The following is a 21,501-nucleotide window of genomic DNA, read 5'->3' as shown; positions in this document are numbered from 1 at the left end:
TTCTTCTTGTTTTAATGCTTGTTGAAGCTTTTTGACTTGCTCTGCATTTAGATGATTTTTGGCTGGCATACTTCTGGTTTTTCTGTGGCTTGTGATTTATTATTATACCATTTTTAATGCGAAACAGCTTATCAATCATCCTGAATGGAATTCAGCGACTTGGAGAGATATCTCGATTCATCCGTTTAAACTAAGTTATCCTTTATACTTTCAATATTCTACAATAGATAATCACGAAACTGTGTGGACTTCCGGCACTGCGGTGTCAGAAAATGGAGACACTTTGATTTATGACGAAAATTCTGATATTGGACTTGATGCTCTTACTCCTGAAGATAGAATTCTCATCAAACGTTTAAGGAATCTGGTCATCAATATTCTGTTGACTCTTGAATTTCTTCCTTCTCTAATTAGCGAGATAGATAAAAAAGATTTACCATCTCCTAAAGGATTTGGAGAAAAATTACACAAATCTAAAACTGTCGATCGATTTCCTCGTTGGCTTGGGAAAGGTTTTTCTATTCCACACTCCGATTCTTTAGAAACTCTTGAAGAAGTTATAGTAGAAGAAAAAGAAGAAAATAAAAAGTCAGAAATAAAGAAAATTTATTCATCACCAATTGCACACTGGAGACGCGGACACTGGAGAGTTTTAGAGGCTGGTGAAGGTAAACGATGGAAGAACGCAAAGAGAATATGGATTAAACTCATATATGTAAATTGCTAAAACGATAGCGCTGACACACCTTACAAGCTACAAATTGATCGGAATTTACTGATGGCAAAAAACCCTATAGCTCATTTAAAATAAAGCTTTAGGGTTTTCTGACATGGAAATAATTAAAGGAAAGGTCTACAAAGCAGAAGTAGGCTTTATCTACGATGGAGATAGTTTCAACCTGAAATTAATATCTCCAACCGGCACTGAGAGCCAATCTATCGTCTGTCGATCGCAATGGATCGACACCCCTGAATCTCAGAAACCCGGTAAAACTAGCTCTGACCCGCTAATTCTTAAGCATTGGGAATGGGCAGAAAAAGCCAAATTAGCGCTGACGAATATGCTTCAAAACCGAGCGCTAATTGCTATTCCTTATGAGCTTGACCAATACCAACGATGGGTTTGTGATGTTTACCTGGACAATCTACTTCTCTCTAGCAATGTCCAAGTCAAACTCGCTCAATCTGGTTTAGCCGTTTCTCGGTTGCCTTTTAATCGCCATATATACAACGTGAGAGAATCCGCATTGTTGCGATCTATTATAGGGGCTGCTGCGACAGCCAATCGGAAAAAAATCGGACTTTGGGGTCAATCAAACATGATTTTGCCCTATGAATTCAAGAAATTAGCGCTCTAAGCTTGGGCGTATTTTAGCATCAGATAAATTAGCTAAACCGGAAATAGAAAATGACGATGACATTCGCTCAAAGAATCATCCAGTACATGGAGCAAGAGGACTATGAAATTTCGCGAGGACGAGGAGAGAAGAACATTGTCTATGTCGAAGGCAGTGATGTAAATGGGATTGGCAATGACGATCGACCCAATTATTTCAACGATCTGAGGATAATTATTGCCTTCAATGACAAATTCCAACCCGTCATCGAAGGGATTTGGATTGCAAGCACCGAGCCAGGTTACTACTACACCGACAATCCGATGAACCCGAAGGGGGCGGCTCGAATCGGATTCGGGCAGTATGTGGCTTGGCAGGTGGGGTTGCATGGTTACTCGAACCCTCATGAATCTCTCATCCAGGTCGGCGAAGTGAAGGTGCACCGCGATTACAACCGCGACATGAAGCGCACCGGCGATCGAATCGAGTGGGGTTACTTCGGCATAAACCAGCACTGGGGATTTTCATATCCCGTTAACGACATTCGTGATGCCTCAGCAGGCTGTTTGATTGGTCGGCTCTGGGAGGAACATCTCGACTTTATGGCGAGGGTGAAAAACGATCGGCGCTACTTGTTCGATTCAGGCTTCGTTTTCCCGACGACTATTATCGATCGAACCAAACTCCGCTAAACTTTCGGCTCATTCAATTCTCAACCAAACTTTACCAGCAATTAGTAAGGGGTATGGAGCATCTCAATTTATTTGTTAGCATCATTTCGGTTATCAGCGCTATTGCATCGCTGACTTTTTACATAGCTGCTCGTCAAATTCAAACGGATATTAACTTTCGTATGAAAGAGTTTGCAATCTATGTTGACAACCGATTTAAAGAACTTACTATCAGCGTTGACAACCGATTTGAACGATCGCAAATTATCCTTTCCAGTCAATTTCAGAGAGTCACCGATCGCAACTCCAGCCGAATTACTAATCTTGAAGCCCGCGTAGAGTACATCGAATCTGCCTTTGAAGATCCCGATTACTGCCAACTTGTTTGCGCTTTAGACCAGGAATCACCTGAAGAAAATACGGACTTTTTATCATGAAACTGATACCTCAGACACTGCCTGACCTCTTAGCTACTATTTTTGGCGTTGTTGCCGGAATTGCCCAGCTTTCAGTCTTCACAAACCGAATTTCGCAGGATGATGGACTTTTCATTAGTGGCTTAGCTACAATTGCGTTAGGAGTCATCACTAATAAGTATGAGATTTCCAAATCTAATCCTCATAAGCCTCCTAATTATTCCGCACTAGATTTTGCTCCCTATGATGCACCACCATATAATGACCCCTACTATGAGCCACCTTCGGAAATACCACCAAAGGCACCGAAAGAAATTCCGGGCAGAGTTCAGTATGAAACTCCGTATAAAGTACCAAACCAAACTCAGTATCACTCTAAGTACATCGGGCAACCAAAGCAAGAAAATTACCATCAAGAACACACGCAAGGAGGCAATCAAGGACAAAAAGGAATAAATGAATCTCACGGCTGCCGAGGAAAAAGAAGAACTCGTAAACGGTCAAAAACCTTAGATACAAAATCTGACTCTAATTCTCCTGTGAAATCTGATTCTCTTTCTGGTTCCTGCTAAATCCTGAACGTTCTCACTCAAATAATTTTTTATTAGCCTGTTTCAGCAGGCTTTTTATTTTAAAACACTTCTTCTTTAAAATCCCCGTAGTAGTTTGCCAGCTCCTCATAATAAGCTTTTCCTCGGTTAAACTTCTTTCCCCCACTCCCGAAATTAAGCACCTCTCTAATGGTTGCAGTCATACTTTTTTTGATGAGCTTAATTCCCAGCCAAAGCGCTCGATCAGGATTAGTCGATATTAAAGTAATTACTTCTCCAGAAGCGATTTGTACTTGTGAGAAAAATTTTATAACTGCTACCAGAACCTTCGATCGTTCCTGTTCCGTTAGTGCAAAAATAAAGCTATAAGGGTTATTATTGTGTACTTCTGACACTTCTGAAGTAACTTTTGGTACTCTACTTGTCTCTGAATTTTGAGAAGTAGAATATACTTTTGCTGCTCCAAACAATTCTTTAACTTCCCCACTGGCATTGCCATTAACATCAGCCAACCAATTGCAAAACTGCTGAAACTAAAGCTTTGACAATCGAACTCGACCTTGCCAGCAACAACTTTGACCTCCCTTGCCAAGTACAAGTCTCAGAAACAAGAATCCTTTTCTGTTTCTGACCTCTTTGACCCATGTATCGAGTACAAGCGCCGTAAAATCGAGTTAAATATCTTAGGTTACAGAAACACGTTTCTCTGTTTTTCGGAAACAAAGCGTGTTTCTCTGTTTCTCAGAGAGTCGTCAAGAAGTTTAGAGAACTGGTTGCGAGACACCCAAAAGCTTAAGCCAGGGAAGCAGCAGCCCTGAGATGGTCGCACTGTTCGAGCGCATTTGGCTCGGCGAACCTTTAAACGGGTATGGAAAAAACTGAGGCCCCCAAGCTGTCGGGCAGAACAAAAATTACTGCTCGATCGCCGACCTGAAAAGTGGCAAGCTGAGCATAAAGATAAGCCAATTTTTACGAGCGCTGGAGGAAGTACGATCGACTGCAAAACTTTCTGAAATTCCTACATTCCACCTTTACTCATCTAAATATTGACCCGCAGTATTGCTAGGACAAAATTTTGTCGCCATAACCGTATAAGAATTTCTATTGAAACTCTTAACAGCCAGCCTAAAAATGGTGATTATCACCGTCATGATGATTAATTAAATGTTTAATAACATTATCTTTAATCATGTTTCTGCGAACCATTTCGATGAGCAATATCTGGGCTTCCTCAGCAGAGAGTGATTGAGTTTTATCAGAATAAACTTTGAGTTCAAATTGTTGTTCAACCGTAAGTTCAGTTGAGAGTTTATTCGATTGACTTTCATCTTCCTCTATTCTTTCATTCGTCATAATCTGTATCTGTTTCCTTGTCCGTTAGAGAGTCTGTTAGAGAATTGTTATTTTTGAGCGATATCAATTGCGTGATTCGATCGCGAATTAAATCTTCTTCTCCCTTCAGCCATTGAACTATCACAGCCGTTTCATATTTGTTTCCTGGCGCTTTCCAGGCATACATTTGTGTCAAGAGAGCCTGCAACTGTTCGGGATAGTATTCATTCCACCAAATCAATGCTAATTCCCGCAGTTTCTCTGCATCTTCTTCACTAATTAATTGCTCGGCTACAGGTTCAGGTGTGGGCGCAGAATTTGATGTTGCTGTCGGTTCACTTATAGTTTCGGCTGGCGTGGCCGGTATGGGTTCCTCTGCGAGTTCCTCTACAAGTTCAGATGTGAGTTCAGATGTTGGTCTGGTTGGTTCGTCTATGGTTTCGGGGGTTTCGGGGGTTTCGGGGGTTTCGGGGGTTTCGGGGGTTTCGGGGGTTTCGGGAGTTTCGGGTTCAGGGGCTGCAAGTAAGGTTGTGAAAGCAGCTTTTTCGGTTTCGGTCAGCGCATTCCAGACTTTCTGGCGATCGGCAACACCTGCACCGCAAACTTCCTTGAGAATGCCCTGGATATTTCTGGCTAATTCCGGGTCGCCGGCTTCGAGCACTGTCCGAATATATTGGAGTAGGTCAGCTTCTTCTCTTTGTTGCTGAGTTTGCTGATCAACCTCATTTTTTGAAAGATCAACCTCATTTTCGGTAGGTCGATCGGAATCAAAGCCTTGCTCTGTAAGGTTTTGATCGACCCGATCAACCTGATCAACCTTTTTACCCAAACTTTGCAAATCTTCTGCTGCCGTCGCCTCATTTTTCAACTCAGCGCTCGGATCGGAAATCAAATTAGCGCTCGGATCGGAAGTTGGTTCAGAAGTTAGCTCGGAGGTTAGCTCGGAGGTTGGGTAAACAGTCTGCTCAGAAATTAGTAAAGTTTGAGAAATAGGATGATCAGGTTGATCAGGTTGATCAAACCCAGACGTAGTAAGGAGATCAACCTTACGATCGACCTCGTTTTTTTTGTCGATTTTCAAAACTTGAGGTTGATCAGCAGCCTCAACAGGGATTGAATCAACCTCATTTTCACCAACAGCGACGGGTTCGGGAACGGGTTCGGGAATGGGTTCAGTTTTGCACCAAACTCGAACTCGTTTATTGGATATCGATCGGAACTCTCGCTCCCAGCCAAATTTCTTGAGGATAGCGGTACAGCGCATTTGGTGAGATCGCTCTTGTCTGCTCAGGTCAACTTGGAGATGAGTGAGCAGATCGCTAAGCTGAACATATCCCCGGTGCTCGATAAAATTTTCGATGACATCTTCCCAGGGATCTGATGACTGAAACTCTTGAGCAACGTGCTCGGCAGTCTCTTCATTTTCATAATCGAGGCAAGGTTCTTCACCAGATTGGTAAGCCAGCATCGCAGCAGCCCAAATATCATCTCGTTCTCTCTTTAACCGTTTGGTATCGATCCGGTGTTGGACTGGGATTACCCAGAATCGGCGGTTGCCTGTTTCATCAGCGAGAAATTCTTGCTTGTTGGTGGTTGCGACAATGATGCTGGGTCGGTTGAAGTCTTCAATATCTCGGCAATATGGCGGTCGAATTTTGTCTGTCCCGGTGGATAAAAAAGCTTTGGTTGCGCTGACATCGCGCCGTCTGAAAATACTTTCTAGTTCTGCCCATTCAACAAACCAAGCTTGGTGCAATTTGAGTCTTTCATCTTTATCAGAGACAGTCCCCAGAGAATCGTCAAAGTATTTGTCTCCCGCAAGTATCTTAAAAAAAGTGGACTTTCTATAGCCCTGCTTCCCTTGCAAAATCAGAACTGTGTCTATTTTGCAGCCTGGCTCAAAAGTCCGCTTGACAGCGCCAATTAATGTTTTGCGGACGAACATTTCATAAATTGGATCGTTAACACCAAAGTATTTTGCAGCCAGACTATCTAAAATCGAAGTATCTGAAGCCACTGGCAGAGAATTTAGATACTCTTGAATAGGTGAATATTGATTTTCCACGGCTATTTCTGTGAGAATGTCTTGGACATCTTCTCTACTCGATCGAGCCAATACTCCGTGTCTGATTGCGAGTTGAAGCCGGACTCGATCGAGAGATACTGGTTTCCCATCTATTTCGATTCGTTTGCTGAGTGTGTTTAGCCTGATCCGCTTCCCAAAATGTCTATTCAACTTTTTGTAATCCTGAATCATCTTGTCATCAGAATTGAAAATATTGAAACCCGATGACTTTTGATTTTCTAACTCAGCAACAGAAGCAGGAACAGAATCAGCAACAGAATCAGGAACAGAATTAGGAAGAGAAGTAGAATCAGATTCCGGTGAGAAACCTAAATCAAAGGGTTGCTGAGCTTTGAGAAAGCGCCAGTATACGCCTTTGATGCAGCTTTCTACTCCATCAGGAATATAGTGTTTGATAGAAGATATGGGGTTGGATTTAAGAGCCGAATCCCACACCTGCTGCCATTCATCCTCATCCCATCCGCCACCGGGTGAACAACGGCGACAAGCATCCAGAAACAATGTATAAGCATCATCATCTGTAAGTTGTCCAAGTCGCTGGAACTCTGTCTGAACTCCAAGTAAATCTCTGGCGAGCATTGCCATTGATGTATTTCTTCGAGTTTCGACGCCATTCAAATAAACCTTAGCCTTGCCCAAAGCGGAATCCAAGGGTATGGCGATCGGCACCGGAACCTTAAGATCCTTAAATTTTATCTTTTTGGTTCCTGGCGCGGGGAGAGTTTCTGTCGGCTTTATAAGTGTTGCTGTTGACGTACTCGGACTTCCTGTACCGTTAGCGGTATTTTCAATACTTATCGGTCTAGAAGAATTGACTAATAAGTCGAGTAAGTTTTGCTGATTTCGCTCCTCCTTTCTTCTTTGCTCAAGTTCCCGGAATAATCTAATGAGACGTTCCCGCAAATCATTGTAATTGTATCGAATACCTGATTCACTGACAATTTCTGACTTGACTGGTTGGCGATCGGGTTTGACGTGCCAACCCCCTGCTAGGCGAAACACCCTACTAGGATTTTTATTACTTTCATCAGCTTCCATGATCTCGATGAGAAGCACTTGCAGTTCGCGCCACTGTTCCGGTGTAATAGGCTCCTCAAACAGCCAATACGGCTGCATCGACTTATCACCGCTAAATATGGTGAACGTCGGCTCTACAAAGTTTACAGCACTCCATTTTTCAAATTGTTCAGCCAGCGGTATATCGTCCCATTCGCAGAAAATACCGCAACAACGGGTGATATCAGCATCGGTGTGACCAGTGCCGCCAGCGCCGTTGACGACTACATAGACACCGCGATCATCTGTTTGATATTGTTCAATTTGTTGCCAGTTTAGGTCAGAGAGTTTGCGCCCTTTATCCTTTTTCTTACGATCGTCTGTGGAATAATAGAAAAATCTCAGAAAAGCTTCCCCTGGCTGATATCCCAGGTAATTGAGATGTTTTTCTGCTAATTCACGATCAATCACGATTTTATTACTCACGTCTTTGCTACTCCTGATTTTATTCCTGATTTTTCAACTTTCGATTGATTCAAAGAGTTGATAAGAGTCTGCAATTTAAATTGCAAACGGTCTATTTCGGCAGTTAGATGGTTGCGTTCTACCTCCATATCAACAATTTGTTGTTGAAGACAAGTAATTTTCCTTCGATCGGCTGTTTTCTTCTTCTGTTGTGCAGTTTTTTGTGGTGTTTTAGATTCAGCGACTGGTTCATTAAGTGATTCAGTCGCTTGAGCCAGTTGATCTGCTATACATTCACAGCAAAAACCGCCAGTCAACTTCGCAAAACGACGTTTACCATCTTTGTGGTAATTGGTGTGGCACCATCCGTTTATTGTCATCAGAACCTCTGCTCTATTACATTTCAGTATTTTGTTGAGAGAGATTCTGAGAAAAGTAAAGAACTAGAGCAGCTTCAACTAAAGAACCGACACTAATTCTTTTGTGCGCTGCAAAAACACGAACTTTGTGGTCAATTTCTTCAGAAATTAATAAAGTTCGCTTAGTTTTTTTTACTTTCTCTGGCAAATTGTTGGTATCCGCTAACACAGTTAGCACTGTTGAGCTTAGTGATTCTGTCATCATATAAAAGAAATAGTGAGTAAGAGATTGGTAGCTGTCCACGCTTAAAATTTCCTGACTGCGTGTTATGGTTGCCCGTGCATTGCAAGCAAAATATGCCAAGCTCGAAGAAGAATGATGGAGCTTTGCTAATGTACGGCTAAGTTGTTACGCTAAAGTAAGGCGGACGTAGTACCTGTTTCAATGTCAGGACAGGCTAAGACCGCAAAGCATTTAAGGGTGTGGTGATTGAGAATCCAGAACAGCTCAAAGCAAACTAAGGTTCCGAACAGCTCAGAATGTGATTAACTCAATGTCTCTATGTCTTAAGCTATTACTAGCTTGAGTTTGCTTACCTTTCCCTGTGCTCTGTGCCTTGTACCTGCGAATAGGATGCTTGGTAACTCTCTTACCATGCGTATTTACCACAATAATACCTTATTTACCAAATGGATACCCCATCTCATATCAAATTTCGTTTTTCGGAGGGCGACTATCCAGATGTGGAAAGTGAGTCTTCCCTCCAGGTGCAACATCCTCCCAATCCTTCTCAAAATGATTCGGAAAACTCTGAAAGCGACAGCCAGAGAGAACCTCAGCGATATATGATGGATGATCGCGCCAGGAAAAAATTTGCTGAGCTGATCTATGAAATGCGTGCAAATCGGCCATACCGAGCATTTGGTCGCCTGTTGGGCGTAACTCATCCGACCCTAATATCTTGGGAGAAGCTAGAAGGGGTTCCCGACCTGGAAAATTTGGAACGTGTCGCTAAATTCAGAGGTGAAACTCTTGAAGAATTGAAGCTACTCCTTGCGGGGAAGCGCAAACCCACCCCATTGCAAGAACTCGTACAGCAAGTTCGTACTATTTCAAAGGAGGAGCTTGCTGTTGTACTCCAGGTTATTGCCGAGCGGATTGCCTCCTGAATTCTTCTATTTCTCTTATGACTTTTTAATAAATGTATTTACCACTATTGGTAAATAGTGTATATTGGTAAGTAAGTTACCAGCACTATTTACCAATGAGTAGCAATGGCAAAATTACCGACAACGTTTACCAGCCTTGACTTATCGGGTTTTGACTTAGATAATCACAAGAAGCCGAACCCAGGATACACAGGAATTAACCGAGAAATGGTGGATTTTGCCTGTGCTGCACTTCAAAAAAATCGTGTAGGGATTGCAGTCCGGTCAGTGAATGCAGCCCTCAAAGAAATCTACGGTTTTGGAGGCAGTACGGACGCCGTATGCAAACTGGTCAAGGAATGGCGATCAGATAATCTGTCACTCCTCAAGCAAGGAAAATCTGAAAAAGATTTAGCAAGTGCGTTGCTGGAAGCCGTAGATGACGGATTGCTTGATGAATCGGAAGTGCCTGAAGAAATCCTGGCAGTCATGAAGCAAATGGGATTTGCCATTTACCGTCTCGCTTACCAAAAAGCAGATACCGTTATTTCAGGCGATCGAATGAAATCTCTCGCTCAGGAGAACGAAATTCTTCGGCAACAACTCAAGGATTATCCTCAAAATCAGTACGAGTTGAATTTTTACAAAGGGGAGTACGAACGCCAACGCGATGAACTGAGGGAAGCGTACATGAATCTGAACAAGCAACAATTGGCAGATTCTGAAGAATTTCGTCATCGGTTGGATTCCCTACAAGCCGATCGCAGCGAATTACAAGCAAAACTTACAGTTTCCGAACAACGTTTGCTGGAAGTTGCTGAATTTAAAACAGCAGCCCGCGATCGAATCTCTGAAATCTCTAAACTCAACGGTCAAATCGAAGCACGGGAACGTGAAGTTTCTAGCCTTCATGCTCAAATCCAAACTCTCCAAGCACAAGTTGGTGAGAAACAAGTTCTTGAATCTCAACTAGAACAAGTGAGAACTCAGCTAAGAGAAGCTTCAACAACAATCACTAACCTGCAAAGTCAACAGAAAGTTAGTGGCGCTTTACAAGTCGATCGAGTTTTAGATGATTCAGATGATGAGCTAGTCACTGATGCTCAGCTTATGGTGGAAAACGAAACACTCCATGCTGATTTGTCGGATGCTCTTAAAGAAATTGAAGATTTGAAAGCACGTCTCGCTGAAACTCAAGTCGCTCAATCTGAATTTCCCTCTGAATCTCAAGCTGAATTACTTCCTCAAATACTCCACGAACTACTCCCTGAAACGGTTTCAAACTTTGTTGACCCTCTTTTAAAACCCGTTAACTCTGACTCTGACCCTGCTATCTCTGACTCTAGTTCAGAACCAGTTGAGTCTGTTGAATCTGTTGAACCTTCAGCTAAGTCATTTGAACCTGTTTCCAGAAACAAAAGGCAAAAAGTTGCTGTGCCTCAATGAGTAACAGAAGCAGAAACAGAAACAGAAACAGAAACAGAAACAGAATAGAAACAAAAAGCTCAGTAACAGTTGCTGTTACTGTTACTGAGCTTAGAAGGGAGAATGGGTATTTTCAGAGATCTAATAAGTCTTGGGTGGGTAGCTCAAGACTTGTAGCAAAATTGGTGACTCAAAAGCTCGATTGCTGGGTAGAGAGTAATTAGCAATTGATAATTGGATTAAAGACATGATAGATCAAAAAAAAGAAATTCAGCTAATGTTATTGGCGCGATTTCCTTTGCTGTGGGTGGTAAGCCCGGAGGAAGAACCAGCAGAAGAAATCTTGTGCGAAGTAGTCAAAGCCGTTGAGGGGCAAATCTATTTCTGGGACTTTGCTCGTGGCTGGACAGATAATGGCACGGGCAAGGGAAACCCGATGCAAGCACTGGAGCGCATCAGTAAAGCGCCGCCAATGGAGCAAGTCACTGTATTTGTCATGAAGGATTTAGGGAGTTTAATAGCCCCCGGTGCCAATGGTCAGATAGCTATGAACCAACTAGCGATCGTCCGCGAACTGAAAAACCTGGCATTTCAAATTGCCCGCGACCGCCGCTGTCTCGTCATCCTCTCCGACCAACTCCGAATTCCCCAAGAGCTGTCTCAAGAAACGACTGTGGTAGATATCTCCTTACCAGGCATCGACGAGATATCAGAATTGCTCACTCGATTAGTCGAGCCCCCCGACCTCAAACTCAATGCCGAACAACGGCAGCAGTTTATCAAAGCTTGTCAGGGGCTGACCCGGTGCCGAATATCTCGCGTCCTTGCCAAATGTTTGGTACGTGGTAAACGAGGCAAAGTCGATAGTACCGCCCTAGCTGCGGTCATCGAGGAGAAACGCCAAACCATCCGCGAGACGGGCATCCTAGAATTTATCCCGCTTGAATCTGGGTTGGAAGTAGTCGGCGGACTCGAAATTCTCAAACAGTGGGTCAAATCTCGCTCGCGTTCCTTCACTGACCAAGCCCGCGAATATGGTTTACCAAACCCAAAAGGTGTCTTACTCGCTGGCATTCAGGGTACAGGCAAAAGTCTCCTCGCCAAGACGATCGCCACGGAATGGAAACTCCCCCTGCTGCGCCTCGATGTCGGTCGCGTGTTTGGCAGCATGGTCGGGGAAAGTGAAAACCGCATCCGGCAGGTAATTAAGCTAGTCGAGGCGATCGCACCATGCGTTTTATTCCTTGACGAAATTGATAAAGCCTTCGCCAACATCACCAGTGGCATGGATGGTGACTCCGGCACTTCCCAGCGAGTATTTGGAACGATACTCACTTGGATGCAAGAAAAAACTGCGCCGGTGTTTGTGGTCATGACCGCGAACCGCGCCGAAATCCTCCCCGCCGAGTTGATTCGGAAAGGCCGCATTGATGAGGTGTTTTGGGTGGACCTGCCGAATCTCACAGAGCGGGAAGCAATTTTCCGAGTTCACCTCACCCGCGTCCGACCCGATCGAGTCAAGTCAGGCGATTTCAATTTGAAGCTGCTGGCAGAGCAATCGAAAAATTTTTCTGGGGCTGAAATTGAGCAAGTTGTCTACGACGCGATGCAAAATGCGTTCAGCGCTGGGGTTGAGTTCAGCCAACAAGACTTACTCGGTGCGATCGTCGGTTGCGTCCCTCTGGCACGGATTGCCGAATCGCAAATTGACGATTTGAAAACTTGGGCAATTCGATCGGGTGCTAAATCCGCCAGCATTCCTGATGTTCAAATACAACCAAATTCATACTCTCGTCTTTCCCTTCTTCAGGTTGACGATAATTAATTATTGGATTTCTCTAGCTTTTTTAAAACTAGAGAAATTAGCAAGAAAGTTAGGAAAAAGTCACGTAATGCTTCGCTGTGGGGGGGTGATGTTTTGAATGTGGAATCAGATTATGGCAATGATGGATGCCGACACCCTCTTGCAGAACCTAAAACACTTTTGTGGTACTGAGCAATATTACAAGCACTGGCTTGGTCTTTGTTACACCGAGGGAGTCCAATACTTGGCTAAGAATACTCAATGCTTTTGGTTAATTGATGCGATCGCCTCTCATCAGCCAAAAGCTTTAAAAAATCAAAGGCTAAAAGAATTCCAACTCTGGTTCCTTCATGTTGGGAAAGAGCATGAATTCATCAAGCCCACAGGACACAATGCAGCGGTTTTGACCTGTTGGGAAGATTCACCCACCGCCTCAACGAAACCCGCTATTATTCAGCAGATACCTTTTACTGATTTTCCCTTGAAAGAAATCAAGCTTTATCTAAAAGAGAAAATCCTTCTGTTGCCTGACGAAAATTAAGCCTTAAAAGTCTGTCCCGTCTTCCCCTGCTGGACACTGGACAGACTTTCGCACTACATCATCCACACAAATTAGGAGCATCGCAATGACTTTGGACACAGGAATTACAAGAGAGGAACAACTTCGATCACTCCAAGCACAAGTTAACGAAATCTTTGCAGAAGCAATCAGTAACAAAATAACGTTGGAGGTTTTTGCTCTTGAGATTTGGGTAAATGCAGTAAAGCAGGAAGCACCTTATGTGGCGATCGCCTCGCGAATGATTAACTTAGCCACAGGCTTAGCTCAGGATGAAAACCTGGCATTTCTCCGGTTTTTGGCTAAAGAAACACTTGCCCAAAATGTGGCTAAAAGTCAGTGGGCAGTACAGTTAATTTATAACGGTTTAGTCATCAACAACCGTTCCTAACTTATTCCCGGTATAAAACGATGAAGCCTTGCCAAATCTGTAGTGGTCAACTTGTTTTTCTAGGCAAATTAGGATTACTAAAACATTTCCAATGCAGGCACTGTGGCATGAGTTTTTGCCAACATCCAAAAATTATCAGGGATGAGTTCGATGGCGCTATGCGCCCCGCAAGCTACGGATTATTTCTCTCAGATACTAAACATGGAACTGGCACAAACTAAGCAATGCAAAAACTGCCCCTGGAAAGAAGACAGAGATTTGAACACAATCCCTGGCTATAGCCGAGAAAATCATCAGAAACTCTATCAGACGATCGCCAACCCAGATATTGATTTCTCAGATGTCGTCTCCCAGCTCACAAACCCCATGCGAATCATGGCTTGCCATTACTCCACCGCCGACCTCGAACTCCCCTGCATTGGATGGATTTACAACCAACTTCGGAACAATAATCTAGCTCTGCGAATGAGACTAATCCGCTCATCTCAGATAAATAAACTTGAGATTGACGGCGCACAACGAGCAAGTTTTGCTGAAACTTTTGAAGATTAACCTCAATCCAAAATCCAAAGTGAAGCTAATAATGCTTCGCTTTGGAGGATTGACTTTTACTCTTATGAGGAAACCAAAATGTGTTTAGAAACTGAACAACTCACTGAACAAGCTACTGAAGCAGAAATCCGAGAATTCAAAGATGAAATCAAGAATATCGTGAACAGTGCCGGAAAACGGCGCTTGAGTATCAGAGAGTTTGCGATCGAAATTTGGGAAAATGTGCTCTTACAAGATGCCCATTATTTAGCATTTTCAAGCCTCTTATTGGAAAGCGCTACAGGTTTACCACTAGAAGTCTGTTTTACCAAAATTGAGGAAATGATGATAGCTAGTCTATTGGATGACTCAGAGACAACTCAGGCAGCTATAACTTTCATGGCTGATGGATTAGTGGAATATCAGAAACCTATCCCGAAAAACACTACTTAATACTTCGTTGTTGGTTGTTGATTTTAAAAATCAGGTGCCATTATGACTCAAAAACAAGCCTCACTTCCTCAAATCCCTACTGATGAAGAAGCGGAGCTAATTCAATCCAGAATTGATGAAATTTTTGAATTAGCCAAATCAAATATGTGGGATTTTGAACAGTTTGCTAAGAAAATTTTGGCGGGTTGTGTTGCTTGTGATTCTGGTTATGTCGTTATCGCAATTGACCTAATTAACACTGTCACAGGACTAAAAGGTGAATCTAATCACGCACTCCTTTTCTTTTTTGTGGATCAAGCCAACAAATTAGATATGGGAAGCATCAATAAAGCTCACCTCTTGTTTCAACATGGGTTACTTATCAAATCCATTCAGGCTGAGCAAGGAACTTTGTAGCTACTTTCAGTTAGGGAAGCTATTACCTGCTTTTCTAACCGTCTTAATCACAACATCTACTTATCAGGAGAAGGAAAGATATGACTTCACTTCCTCAAATTGAAGAAGAAATTCAAGAAAAAGCTCAAAAAATCCAAGAAGAAGTTGACAAAATTTTTCACCTAGCACGAGACAACAACTGGAATTTTAAACAGTTTGCTAAGAAGATTTTAGCGGGAGCCGTTGAATCTGATTTGGGATACTTCGCTATTGCAGCTCAACTTGTTCAGAATGTCACCGGATTAGAAGGCGAAAACGCAATTCAAATCCTTAAGTGTTTACTTGCCGATGTAGCCCAGTTAGATAGCGTGAAAATTGAACAGACGCAAACAATGTTTGTCTACGGACTAATCATCAACAAAATCAAAGCTCATCCAAAGTATCGACCATGAAAACTCTCAGAACTGAAAGCAAGATTGAGGGCGAAAGCAAGTATAAACCTGATGATAAGGTTGGGCAACTCAAACTCTCGATCGCCCAAAATCTAGTTCCAAAAATAGGGACAATTCCACGAAACAACTACAGAATCATTGTCCTTGATCCTCCGTGGTTTTTTGGACTAAGGGAACATCAGAAAACTCATCGAGGGCGGTGCAAGTACCCAGCGATGACCGAGAGACAGATTCTAGATTTGCCGATAGGAGAAATAGGAAATGACCATTCCTACATCCTTCTGTGGACAACCAACAATCACCAATTCTTAGCCTTCAAATGCCTCCTAGAGTGGGGCTACCAACATAAAAGTACGTTCACTTGGGAGAAAGTGACGATCGCCGGAAAACCCCACATGGGAATGGGGCATTATGGCCGCAACTGTACCGAGCACTTATTGGTAGGAACAAAGGGTAATGCTCCCAGCATGACTGCACTCGGAATGACCAATGTTCCTAACATCATCCGTGCCCGTCGTCGGGAGCATTCAAGGAAACCTGAAGAGTTTTGGGTGATTGCTAACACTCTCGCTGACAAATTAGAAAATTGCGAGAAACTTGGCAAACTCGATACACCTTCCAGAATTGAACTCTTTTCCCGTGAGCCACGCCTTTTCTGGGATTCCTGGGGGGCAGAAGCTGATTAATCAACTGTGGGAGAGGTAGCTCTCTCCCATTAGTGCTTCGCTTTGAGATGTTGATTGACTTTTCTGTAATTCACCGTTTTTAGCAATCAGGAGCCGTCCAGATGCGATTTTACGTTTTAGTTAACTCAACAGGAATTGAAGAGGTAGCAGCAACCGAGCTACCACAAATACCAGAAATTCAAAAGCTTGTAGGAATCCCAGGGGAAGAAGCGTTCTTTGAGGCGGTCTACCACTGTTATTCTGACCCGTCACTTGCTGTCTTGGTTGACGATGACTTCTTGCGGAAGGCTCATCAGCCAACTATGCTTACTCCAAAGCGCGTGATTCTTCAGGGACAAATTCTTGTTGTGGCGATCGATCCTCAGCAAGAAGATTTCTGTCTGTTGACTCAGCAGCAGGTAGAGTTGGTAAAACGAGAAACCAAACTCTATCAAGCAAATTCACGTTAACTATAGCAAAATCATGCCCCCAATCCTGGGGCGTGATGGCAACTAGAGAGAGCAGCTATCAAGGAAACAACAACCAAGAAAATGGATAACAATCTGTACCGAAGAATAATTCAGTATGCCAGGGTAATTGCTGGGGGGGATGAATTACCGTGGTCAGGGCTGTACACTTCCCGAAGTGTCTACAATATGCTTAAAAACTCTGAACCTCTTTACCCAGAAGACATAGGTACTCAATTAGACTTATCCGCCGAGTACGTTAATCAAATCATTTTGGCTTTGCAGAATGGTGGAATTGAAATTAAGTCAGTTCCGACAGAAACCATCAATGGTAGACCCAGAGTAAAATATACGATCGACACGTCTATGCTCTATTACGTTTTAGTTTCAGACCAAGGTTTGGAAGTTCGATTCTCCAAAAACCAAGTTTTACCTGATATTCAAAGACTTCTGGGTTTAGATATACAAGTGGAAAAAAAAGCCTTCTTAGAAATTACAGGACATCAGTTTATTGACAAGAGTTTGGTGATTTTAAGTAATGCTGGTGCGGAGGGTGAAGTAAATTTTGTCACTAAAAACGGACAAGAGTTGCGAGGTTTACTTGTGATTCTTGGGATGGACACAAATGAAAAGTTTTTCTTAATAAGTGCAACTCAAGTTAAATCCGTAATCCCTCAACTTCTTAGAAACTATGGCTGAAGTATCGTAGCTTGCGGGCGTGTATTAGCGCATCGGTAGTCAGTAGCTAGCATCAATTTTAGCGCATTTACGTAGAAGTTGCGCCCACAGCAAGTAAAGTAATAATTTCTTAGTCAGAGGTAACACCTATGTCCACACAAGAACCCACCGAATATGATGCGATACTCAGAAAGCTTTTAAATTCACCCAATATAGAAGTACAGATTGCTGGAATATCTGAAGCTCTCAAATATGGCGATACTGGTTTCGATTTGATAGTTGAGCTGCTTCAGAATGAATCGATCGACCCAACGGTGATATCTGTTGCTAGTATTTGCATCAGCAAGGCTTTGAGGGAAACTGTCATCACCAAAGACTTTGGCTGGTATCTTTTAGGTTATCCCCACTCAAATGACCCCAATGATACATTGTGGATTGCTTGCAACAAGCTCCTCGCTCGAATCAAAAACACCTACAATCAGGAATGGTTCTTCGGAGGCGATTCGCAAAGTATTTGGTTTTCGCCGGGGAATTGGAATGAAATAGATAAGAACGATATCAAATATCTCCCGTTAAATCCTTTGTTTACAATTTTGTCTGCTGAGAAACTTAGACGACAAATTATCCTAGAATTGGGACAAGATTACAACTACGCTTCTAATAGTTATGCTGAAGAAGTAACTCGTAGAAATATTCCGCAACCCTTGAAGGACAGAATTCTAAATCAAGGGCTTCATCGGAGTCTACTTCCTATTTTTGAAGAGCTTTTAGGTGTTTAATTAGCCACCGATAGCCCATTTGATTGCCCGTTTCGCGCTTTCTCCCCAGCAGCACCAGCGGGAGCAATACCCCGCTATGCTTCGCTTTTAGGGTGTGAGTTAGTTGAGAAAGCACACAAAATGGAAGATTATTTGGCGGAATGGACGATCGACCAGAAAACCTACAATTTAGCTTTAGCTTTTGCTTCAGAGCAAGCTGATTTGGAAAAAGGTCAACGAGTTTTCTATAATACGCTAACAGTGTGGGCGGTCAATCATCTCTTGGGATGGATAGAATTTGAAACCATTTTAGACAAAAATAAGAGTGAGAATCAGGTAATTCAAGGAGTTTTAGATGTTGGTAATTTGATGCTATCAGTAATCGGAAAAATTGAATGTTGTAGAATTGGTGAAAGAGAAACAGAGATTTCTGTTCCAGTCCAATACGATCGCATTGCCTATATCTTTGTCCAAATTCCTGAATCATTGGATAAAGTTAAACTTTTGGGCTTTTTCCCGGCTGCCGGCATCCACGGCGATACTGTAGAAATTTCCGTTGCCGACCTTCAGCCATTTGATAACTTGTCGGAGTATTTGGAACGCATTGAATTAGAAAGTGTGTAATTTTTTGCAAATGGGAAAGTAGTTAAATGCTGGCTACTTTCCTGCTACTCCTAACAGCACCCTTAAATGATATGAAAAATCAACTTGAGGAAATATCGATCGGACAACTAGCATCAGTTCTTTGTGTGGCAAGTACAATGTACAGCTCTGTACTTCGTGATTATAAGCATTTTCCGGTACTGCCCATTCTCCCCTATCCTCCCCACTCAGATTCAAAAGTAATAGGCTTTGATGACCTACATCTGCACTACGACTACCGTTTCTGGTGGGATGGACTGGCTGAAGAGGTTTTCAATGATTTGATCTATGAAAACCCTTCTGACTGGCCATCTCGCATCCAGCGGGCTGAGGACGTGATTGGTGAACCGTTCCTGAAAAAGATGGTTTGCGTTCGAGAGATGCCATTTCTGCATTCCTCCTACAGTTTCATTACTGCTTTGGAGGAAGCCTACAAAGACCACACGCTGACCAACGACATTTGTCCGCACCAGGGCTACAAAACTTTTCCAAGTCTCTTAGACGGATGCCAGAGGATATGTCCCGGACATGGACTCGGTTTCCGAGATGGCAAAGTCTGCAAACGCAGTCAATAAATTATTTGCGGGATAGGCGATCGCCACCGCCACCTCGCCACCTTCCGTATCATCTAGAATGCGATTGTTCAATGGCGACTCCAGGCGAACGCTACTGACCAAATAAATTGTCGGGGCGATCGAACAGCAAGGAGCGTGGCAGCTTTCCAATGATGCTGAAAGAGTAAAATTATCTTCAACTCAAGCGTTAATTGGGGCTGCGGAATTGTTGTTTTGCCCAATCTAACAGTTCGTCGTAGGTGGAATAAGCGCACAGTATCCGTGACTTATCGCCTTTTTTCCTTATGGCAATCACTTTGCCTCTTCTATTTTCATAACCAGGTTGTCCGGTTATTTCTTCTAACTCTAGCTCAAAGAATTTAAGGGCTTGAATAAATTGAGAAATTTTATTATCTTCCATTAGTTCATCCTCCGTCAATTTAACTTGTTTATTTTATCACTGCACCAATTATGAAAACGAAACTCATTCGCGTGTTTGAACAAACAAAATCCCTGGCTTTGACCGTTCTTGAATGATGTCGCGAAAGCTCGCCCCCCGATTAGAGCAAAACGAACCGGGGAGCGTGGAAGCTTCAAGGAGGCTGTCAGAGTCAAGCAGGATTAGCCCAAGCAAAACCAGAGCTGATGTACGTGCAACAGTCGGGTATACACCCAAGTGTCAGAAACAAGCTTTGGTGTATACCCAACAAACTTTAATCGTCCTTTTCCTTCAAAGTCTTATTCTTTGGTAAATCGTCCTTTTCCTTCAAAGTTTTATTCTTTGGTAAATCGTCCTTTTCCTGTGGGATGTTGAAAGTGAAGTTGAAAGTAAAGTTGAAAACTCGAGAGTTTTTTTCGTCGGGCTCCAACTTAGTCTTCTGTGGGTTCAAGCGAGCAGCAATCCAAGGAACAAGAACTTGGTCCGTCATGTTAATCAACAAAATCAGGAATGGCATCAGACTCGGATAGATCAAATCTAGGTTGGGCAGACCAGGGAGAGTAGGAGTTTGTTGATGGGGCTGCTCTGTGTGACAAATAGAAGGATTCTCCTGAATCTGTGAATCAGGAGTTGTAGTCGGTAAAGAGTTGGGCTTCATAAACTAAACCTCGTTTGTGGTGTCCGGCCGGTAAAAAAGACTGAGTAACTTGGCGCAAAAGCAAAAGGGGTCACAACCAAATATGGCTTTTGCGCTGAGACGACAGTCTTATTGGTATGATTCAGTCTTTTCTAAGCTCGACTACAGAATCCGGATTGATCGCACCACGGTAAAAAACTAGAGTTCGTTTAGCTGTAATCAAGTGCAGCAAAGAGCCGAGAGCGATCTGTCGATAATCTTGTTAGAGGGGTTGCCTGACGGTCATCAGCCTGAAAACGATCGTGCTTGAGTTCTCTCGCCAATTCTGCCAATTACCCCGCAGCAAGCCTCCGGGCATGATCGCAAGAGCGAGAGTCAGTGGTAGTAGCGCGTTCTTCGGATTACCGCAAACATAAAAAATGATGCACGCAAAACTTCGGGTATAGACCAAGAAAAGGTATACACCAAAGAGTGACAACTGAGTCTAAGCGTTCGGGTTAAGGCTGACTTTTGCTTTTCTTCCAAAGTTTGACCAATTGTCGGAAATTCTCATTCTCATCGTCTGTCAGCAGTGCTTTAACCGCTTCCTTAACTCCCAATCGATGCACTTGGCAATAGACATCATGGGCTGCTGCGGGGTCATTGTCCGCGATTGCTTCGAGTGCAGATTCAACCAGTTCTAGTTCGTTTTCGTTGAGATGTGAGTCAGCAGCAGATTCTAAAACTAAATAACGCCTGTCAAGGAATTTTGGAATTGAAAAACCCCAATAGTTACCGAGTGCAATTAGCCCGGTTCCTCACCCCCCGGAATTCTCCAAGGATCGATGCCGTTTTCTCTGAGTGAACGCTCAAAGTAGTCGCGCTCGGCTCTGGCTTCATCGTCAACCTAGAACGCTTCTCTGATATTTTGTTCTAGCTCAAGAACTCGTTGGCTCAGAAGGTCGTTTCGTTCAGTTTCGGTGCGGGTAACGCCGAAAGCTTCGTCAAACCGACGTTCGAGAGATTCGGTAAGCAGCGCCCACGAAAGGAGAAACGCCTTACGATCTCCCTTGTAGGCACGAGTTAGCCAGTAGGCAGTAACCTCGTTGCCCCAGCTCCGACTCAACTTCAACTGGCTCCGGGGTGTAATCCGTATATGCCTCTCCCAGTAAAGCTTTAGAACCATTCGAGTTCAAAAAACGTAATGCGTAAACCGGAGGCTCATCAATTGTTTCCGCCGCCTGTGTCTGGCTCATCCGATAACTGCCATATGGCAGCATAAACCCATCGACTGTGAGAGAACCTATTTGCACGAGGCTCGAACGGCTCT

Annotated in this window: 28 protein-coding genes; 20 read left to right on the top strand and 8 right to left on the bottom strand. The window is 43.3% G+C overall.

Features of this window, described 5'->3' with window-relative positions; translation table 11 throughout:
• The first annotated feature begins 262 nt into the window (after positions 1-262).
• The 5 genes from QUA78_RS15080 (at position 263) to QUA78_RS15060 (ending at position 2,996) form a co-directional block, all read left to right on the top strand.
• Positions 263-727 carry a hypothetical protein gene (locus QUA78_RS15080; RefSeq protein ID WP_333398883.1) on the top strand — a complete coding sequence of 155 codons (465 nt, stop codon included), beginning with the start codon at positions 263-265 and terminating at the stop codon, positions 725-727.
• A 103-nt stretch (positions 728-830) separates the two neighbouring features.
• Entirely contained in the window at positions 831-1,358 is a 528-nt protein-coding gene (locus tag QUA78_RS15075) for a thermonuclease family protein (protein WP_333301059.1), read from the top strand.
• Between the two features lie 50 nt (positions 1,359-1,408).
• Positions 1,409-2,029 carry a hypothetical protein gene (locus tag QUA78_RS15070; RefSeq protein ID WP_333301057.1) on the top strand — a complete coding sequence of 207 codons (621 nt, stop codon included), beginning with the start codon at positions 1,409-1,411 and terminating at the stop codon, positions 2,027-2,029.
• 53 nt (positions 2,030-2,082) lie between these two features.
• Positions 2,083-2,445, top strand: coding sequence for a hypothetical protein (locus QUA78_RS15065; protein WP_333301056.1), 363 nt, complete (start codon positions 2,083-2,085; stop codon positions 2,443-2,445).
• Positions 2,442-2,996 (top strand): hypothetical protein, encoded by a 555-nt coding sequence (locus tag QUA78_RS15060; protein ID WP_333301054.1) that lies wholly within the window; start codon positions 2,442-2,444, stop codon positions 2,994-2,996. The genes QUA78_RS15065 and QUA78_RS15060 overlap by 4 nt, the downstream gene beginning before the upstream one ends.
• Before the next feature lie 59 nt (positions 2,997-3,055).
• Here QUA78_RS15060 and QUA78_RS15055 read toward each other — a convergent pair whose 3' ends face one another.
• The 5 genes from QUA78_RS15055 to QUA78_RS15035 all read right to left on the bottom strand — a co-directional run bounded on the left by QUA78_RS15055 (position 3,056) and on the right by QUA78_RS15035 (position 8,517).
• Entirely contained in the window at positions 3,056-3,487 is a 432-nt protein-coding gene (locus QUA78_RS15055; protein WP_333301052.1) for a hypothetical protein, read from the bottom strand.
• Between the two features lie 613 nt (positions 3,488-4,100).
• Complete coding sequence (locus QUA78_RS15050) at positions 4,101-4,328, bottom strand: NblA/ycf18 family protein (RefSeq protein WP_333301051.1); 228 nt, start codon at positions 4,326-4,328, stop codon at positions 4,101-4,103.
• Entirely contained in the window at positions 4,318-7,860 is a 3,543-nt protein-coding gene (locus tag QUA78_RS15045; protein ID WP_333301049.1) for a virulence-associated E family protein, read from the bottom strand. Before QUA78_RS15045 ends, QUA78_RS15050 begins: the two co-directional genes overlap by 11 nt.
• A gap of 11 nt (positions 7,861-7,871) precedes the next feature.
• Complete coding sequence (locus QUA78_RS15040; protein ID WP_333301047.1) at positions 7,872-8,234, bottom strand: hypothetical protein; 363 nt, start codon at positions 8,232-8,234, stop codon at positions 7,872-7,874.
• A 16-nt stretch (positions 8,235-8,250) separates the two neighbouring features.
• Positions 8,251-8,517: a hypothetical protein gene (locus tag QUA78_RS15035; protein WP_333173982.1), complete on the bottom strand. Its 267-nt coding sequence runs from the start codon at positions 8,515-8,517 to the stop codon at positions 8,251-8,253.
• A 386-nt stretch (positions 8,518-8,903) separates the two neighbouring features.
• On the opposite strand from QUA78_RS15035, the gene QUA78_RS15030 reads away from it, so the two are divergent.
• The 15 genes from QUA78_RS15030 (at position 8,904) to QUA78_RS14960 (ending at position 19,137) form a co-directional block, all read left to right on the top strand.
• Positions 8,904-9,383: a hypothetical protein gene (locus tag QUA78_RS15030; protein ID WP_333301046.1), complete on the top strand. Its 480-nt coding sequence runs from the start codon at positions 8,904-8,906 to the stop codon at positions 9,381-9,383.
• A 105-nt stretch (positions 9,384-9,488) separates the two neighbouring features.
• A complete protein-coding gene (locus QUA78_RS15025; protein WP_333301044.1) occupies positions 9,489-10,808 on the top strand; it encodes a hypothetical protein in 1,320 nt (439 codons plus the stop codon).
• Between the two features lie 226 nt (positions 10,809-11,034).
• Positions 11,035-12,612, top strand: a complete 1,578-nt coding sequence (locus tag QUA78_RS15020) for an AAA family ATPase (RefSeq protein ID WP_333301042.1) — start codon at positions 11,035-11,037, stop codon at positions 12,610-12,612.
• Between the two features lie 118 nt (positions 12,613-12,730).
• On the top strand, positions 12,731-13,132 hold the full coding sequence (locus tag QUA78_RS15015; protein ID WP_333398882.1) for a DUF6876 family protein: 402 nt from the start codon (positions 12,731-12,733) through the stop codon (positions 13,130-13,132).
• 85 nt (positions 13,133-13,217) lie between these two features.
• Positions 13,218-13,541, top strand: a complete 324-nt coding sequence (locus QUA78_RS15010; protein ID WP_333301038.1) for a hypothetical protein — start codon at positions 13,218-13,220, stop codon at positions 13,539-13,541.
• A 141-nt stretch (positions 13,542-13,682) separates the two neighbouring features.
• Positions 13,683-14,093, top strand: a complete 411-nt coding sequence (locus tag QUA78_RS15005) for a DUF6283 family protein (protein WP_333301037.1) — start codon at positions 13,683-13,685, stop codon at positions 14,091-14,093.
• A gap of 78 nt (positions 14,094-14,171) precedes the next feature.
• On the top strand, positions 14,172-14,525 hold the full coding sequence (locus tag QUA78_RS15000) for a hypothetical protein (RefSeq protein ID WP_333301035.1): 354 nt from the start codon (positions 14,172-14,174) through the stop codon (positions 14,523-14,525).
• Between the two features lie 42 nt (positions 14,526-14,567).
• A complete protein-coding gene (locus tag QUA78_RS14995; RefSeq protein ID WP_333301033.1) occupies positions 14,568-14,921 on the top strand; it encodes a hypothetical protein in 354 nt (117 codons plus the stop codon).
• A gap of 80 nt (positions 14,922-15,001) precedes the next feature.
• Positions 15,002-15,352, top strand: a complete 351-nt coding sequence (locus tag QUA78_RS14990) for a hypothetical protein (protein WP_333301031.1) — start codon at positions 15,002-15,004, stop codon at positions 15,350-15,352.
• Positions 15,349-16,038 (top strand): MT-A70 family methyltransferase, encoded by a 690-nt coding sequence (locus QUA78_RS14985; protein ID WP_333301029.1) that lies wholly within the window; start codon positions 15,349-15,351, stop codon positions 16,036-16,038. Before QUA78_RS14990 ends, QUA78_RS14985 begins: the two co-directional genes overlap by 4 nt.
• Positions 16,039-16,139: 101 nt before the next feature.
• Positions 16,140-16,487, top strand: coding sequence for a hypothetical protein (locus tag QUA78_RS14980; RefSeq protein ID WP_333301028.1), 348 nt, complete (start codon positions 16,140-16,142; stop codon positions 16,485-16,487).
• 186 nt (positions 16,488-16,673) lie between these two features.
• Positions 16,674-17,183, top strand: coding sequence for a hypothetical protein (locus QUA78_RS14975; protein ID WP_333301026.1), 510 nt, complete (start codon positions 16,674-16,676; stop codon positions 17,181-17,183).
• 128 nt (positions 17,184-17,311) lie between these two features.
• Positions 17,312-17,941 (top strand): hypothetical protein, encoded by a 630-nt coding sequence (locus tag QUA78_RS14970; RefSeq protein WP_333301024.1) that lies wholly within the window; start codon positions 17,312-17,314, stop codon positions 17,939-17,941.
• A gap of 120 nt (positions 17,942-18,061) precedes the next feature.
• A complete protein-coding gene (locus QUA78_RS14965; RefSeq protein WP_333301022.1) occupies positions 18,062-18,544 on the top strand; it encodes a DUF1822 family protein in 483 nt (160 codons plus the stop codon).
• A gap of 26 nt (positions 18,545-18,570) precedes the next feature.
• Positions 18,571-19,137 carry a hypothetical protein gene (locus QUA78_RS14960; RefSeq protein WP_333301021.1) on the top strand — a complete coding sequence of 189 codons (567 nt, stop codon included), beginning with the start codon at positions 18,571-18,573 and terminating at the stop codon, positions 19,135-19,137.
• A gap of 187 nt (positions 19,138-19,324) precedes the next feature.
• Here the strand turns inward: QUA78_RS14960 and QUA78_RS14955 are convergent, their stop codons facing one another.
• The 3 genes from QUA78_RS14955 to QUA78_RS14945 all read right to left on the bottom strand — a co-directional run bounded on the left by QUA78_RS14955 (position 19,325) and on the right by QUA78_RS14945 (position 21,297).
• Complete coding sequence (locus QUA78_RS14955; RefSeq protein ID WP_333301019.1) at positions 19,325-19,537, bottom strand: hypothetical protein; 213 nt, start codon at positions 19,535-19,537, stop codon at positions 19,325-19,327.
• Positions 19,538-19,829: 292 nt separating this feature from the next.
• Complete coding sequence (locus QUA78_RS14950; protein ID WP_333301018.1) at positions 19,830-20,213, bottom strand: hypothetical protein; 384 nt, start codon at positions 20,211-20,213, stop codon at positions 19,830-19,832.
• Between the two features lie 865 nt (positions 20,214-21,078).
• A complete protein-coding gene (locus QUA78_RS14945; RefSeq protein ID WP_333301016.1) occupies positions 21,079-21,297 on the bottom strand; it encodes a hypothetical protein in 219 nt (72 codons plus the stop codon).
• Between the last annotated feature and the right edge of the window lie 204 nt (positions 21,298-21,501).

The organism is Microcoleus sp. K4-B3 (assembly GCF_036704615.1).
Lineage (GTDB): Bacteria > Cyanobacteriota > Cyanobacteriia > Cyanobacteriales > Microcoleaceae > Microcoleus.
Note: the sequence above shows the minus strand (reverse complement) of the source record. Positions and strands in the feature narration are given on the sequence as shown.